This is a genomic window from Protofrankia sp. Cr1 (assembly GCF_963555865.1).
Taxonomy (GTDB): Bacteria; Actinomycetota; Actinomycetes; order Frankiales; family Frankiaceae; genus Protofrankia.
This window is the reverse complement of sequence record NZ_CAUVXO010000374.1, coordinates 2,791-5,835: the sequence shown is the minus strand read 5'-3', so window position 1 is coordinate 5,835 and position 3,045 is coordinate 2,791. Positions and strand designations below refer to the sequence as shown.

General features: G+C 68.7%; 4 protein-coding genes. 1 reads left to right on the top strand and 3 read right to left on the bottom strand.

Annotated elements, in window-relative coordinates; all coding sequences use genetic code 11:
- Window positions 1–124: 124 nt before the first annotated feature.
- The gene (locus U9980_RS21660; protein WP_322769603.1) at window positions 125–598 is read right to left on the bottom strand and encodes a YcxB family protein; all 474 of its coding nucleotides are present in this window, start codon (window positions 596–598) and stop codon (window positions 125–127) included.
- A gap of 160 nt (window positions 599–758) precedes the next feature.
- On the opposite strand from U9980_RS21660, the gene U9980_RS21655 reads away from it, so the two are divergent.
- Window positions 759–2,279, top strand: coding sequence for an HD domain-containing phosphohydrolase (locus tag U9980_RS21655; RefSeq protein WP_322769602.1), 1,521 nt, complete (start codon window positions 759–761; stop codon window positions 2,277–2,279).
- Between the two features lie 98 nt (window positions 2,280–2,377).
- Here U9980_RS21655 and U9980_RS21650 read toward each other — a convergent pair whose 3' ends face one another.
- Window positions 2,378–2,761, bottom strand: coding sequence for a type II toxin-antitoxin system VapC family toxin (locus U9980_RS21650; RefSeq protein ID WP_322769601.1), 384 nt, complete (start codon window positions 2,759–2,761; stop codon window positions 2,378–2,380).
- Window positions 2,758–3,006 carry a type II toxin-antitoxin system prevent-host-death family antitoxin gene (locus U9980_RS21645; RefSeq protein ID WP_322752023.1) on the bottom strand — a complete coding sequence of 83 codons (249 nt, stop codon included), beginning with the start codon at window positions 3,004–3,006 and terminating at the stop codon, window positions 2,758–2,760. Before U9980_RS21645 ends, U9980_RS21650 begins: the two co-directional genes overlap by 4 nt.
- Between the last annotated feature and the right edge of the window lie 39 nt (window positions 3,007–3,045).

Genomic DNA, 3,045 nt, shown 5'->3' with positions numbered 1-3,045 from the left:
TGATGGTCGGTTGGGTCGGCGGGTGGCCGATTGGGTCGGCGGGTGAACGCGCCGGGAGGCCGCGCCGGGAGAACGCATTCATGCGTTCGACCGGACGGATCCGCCCGGGCGTTCAGCCTCAGCCTCAGCTTCGGCGGATTTCAGCGAGTTTATCGATCTGCTCTTGGTTCTCCGTCGAGAATGCCGCACGTGGGATGGGAACGGCACCACGGGTACGGCCCAATGTGAAAACCCAGGCATGCCGACCAGTACGAATTTTCGAGATTCCATCCCACTGCAGTGAAACATCGGTCTGGGCGGTGTGGATCTTGACGAAGGAATCCGTGATTTCGTACCGCCAGGGCTGTTCGACGAGCGTGGAGGCCCGTCGCCAGGCGATGGCGATGAGGACGTCGTACATGGTGACGAGCATGAACCCACCGATGATTAACAGAAAATCGAGGAACCTAAATGAGCTGCCGACCAACGCTGAGGCCGCGACCATGAGTAGAGCAAGAAGGCCGAGAAGTCGTAGCCACCAAACAGTGCGGCCGGATCCGGCCATTGTGATCCGGCGAAAAGTGGTGTAGTCGATGGTGAGCTCGCCGACGATGTGCACGTTGGCCTCTATTTCAGGATATAGAAGGCATATCCTGGCACACCGCTATACAGGACCCGAGGGCGGACCCGTGGCGGGAGCTAGTACTCGGGGGACTGCGGCTTCCGGGCGCGCGCTCTGACGATCGTCGCGCGCCCTTTGGCCCACTAGAGTTTCGGGTGTGCGCGACGACGTGACCTTGGTGGAGATCGCCGCGCTGCTCGCCGTGGCGCAGGATCATGCGTTCGGCCAGCCGCCGGGAGCCCAGCTGCGGGCGACCGTGCTCGGTCAGCGCCTCGCGACGGCCGCCGGTACCGATCCGACGGAACATGCGATCACGTGGTGGGCCTCGACGCTGCGTTTCCTCGGCTGTACCGGCCATGCCTTCGACATGGCCGTGGTGTTCGGTGACGAGATCGAGCTGCGAGCCCGCGCCCTGCGGGCTGACTTCGCGAACCCGTTCGAGGTCATGCGTCTGATGGTCAGCCATGCGGGGCCGGGCCTGTCCGGCGTGGGCCGGTTCCGGTCGGTGTTCTCGGTTCTGGCGGGTGGTCGCAGGGCCGCGGAGCTCAACTTCCGCGCCGCGTGCGAAGTCGCCGATGTCTTCGCGGTTCGCCTCGGCCTCGACGAGCCCGTGCGTGCGGCGTTGGCCGCGACCTTCGAGCGGTGGAACGGCCGCGGATTGCCGGCCGGGTCCAAGGGCGTGGTGATTCCCCGGCCGATGCGGATCGTCCAACTCGCCGGAGAGCTTGAGGTTCTCGCCCGGGTGGAGGGAATCGCGCGGGCGCTTGAGATCATCAAGAGCAGGCGTGGCAGGGCCTACGATCCCGATCTCGCCGATCTCGTCCTCGCAGAGGCGGCGGGCTGGTGGGATGGGCTCGAGCCGGTCGACTCCTGGGACGCGGCACTCGCGGTCGCCCCGCCGAGTACGCCGCTGAGCGACGCCGGCGCGCACGAGGCGCTGCTCGTCCTTGCGGACTTCGCCGATCTCAAGTCGCCCTGGACCGCCGGTCACTCCCGGGCTGTCGCCGCCCTGGCCCTGGCGGCATGCGGTCCCACCGCCCAGGCCGCCGCGTTGCTCCACGACCTGGGCCGGGTCGCGGTGCCCAACACGATCTGGGACAAGCCCGGAGCCCTCACGCGCGACGAGCGGGACCGGGCCGAGGCCCACGCGCTCGTGACCGACCAGCTCCTGCGGCGGGTGTCGTACACCGCAACGCTGGCCGGGGCGGCATGCGGGGCACATGAACGCGTGGACGGGTCCGGCTACCATCGACGCCTCGGCGGCGCGCATCTCGACGACGCTCAGAGGATCATCGCCGCCGCGGACTGCTACCAGGCTATGACGTCGGATCGCCCGTACCGGGCCGCGTATGCGCCCGAGGATGCTGCGGTCGAACTGCGGGCCATGAGCGCCGCCGGCCGCCTCGACGGGGAGGCGGTCGAGCGGGTCCTGGCCGCGGCGGGTCACCGTCGCGTGGCCCGACCCCCGCTCCCGGCCGGCCTGACCGCCCGTGAGGCCGAGGTGCTCCGACTGCTCGCCTTCGGCCTCACCACCCGTCAGGTCGCTGACCGGCTCGTGATCTCGGCGAAGACCGCGGATCACCACGTGCAGCACATCTACACGAAGATCGGCGTGTCGACCCGCGGTGCGGCCGCGCTCTTCGCGATCGAGCAGGGCATCCTCCCGGCCAGGGCGTGACCGGGTCCGGACCGGGTGGCCGGCTACGAGCGGTGGCCAGCCAGGATCATCGTGTCGGCGTCTGCGGCCCTGGATGGATCGATACGTATGGGTCGATACTAGATCGCGACGATCGAGAGGAGTTCCTCGAGTCCGACGAGGTCGGCGGCGTTACGGGTGTAGACGCTGGCGCCGTGGGCGTGCGCAGTGGCCGCGATCAGCAGGTCCATGGTTCGGGCGCGCGGCTGGCGGCCGACGTCGACGACCCGTGCGGCGAGTCTGCCGTAGCTGTCTGCGACGGAGTCATCGACAGGTAACGGGTCGAAGCGTCGCTGGATCGCGCTGAGGCGGGCGAGGCGGGTCGCACGGGCCTGCGGCGTCTTGGCGACGAGGACGCCGAACTGGAGTTCCGCGATGCTCACAATGCTGATCGCCAGCTCGCCGGGGATCGGCTCGACGTCCGTCGCGACCAGGACACTGGTGTCGAGGACGCCGCGACTCACTCCGCTTCCCACGGGTCGGCGAGGGACGCGTCGACCAGGTTGCGATCGTCGGCCCACTCGGTGTCGGCGGGCTGCGCGAAGACGTCGGCGAGGTCACCCCAGCTCCGCCACGCGCGTGGCCTCACCGGACCGAGGACGGCCGCCGGCCGGCCGGCCACGGTGATGGTCAACCGTTCGCCGGCCTGGGCGCGGCGCACCAGGTCGCTGGCATGTTGTCGAACTTCCCGAAGTCCCACCTCGCTCATTCGTCAAGGGTAGCACTTGTGCTATGCGCGCAATGGTGG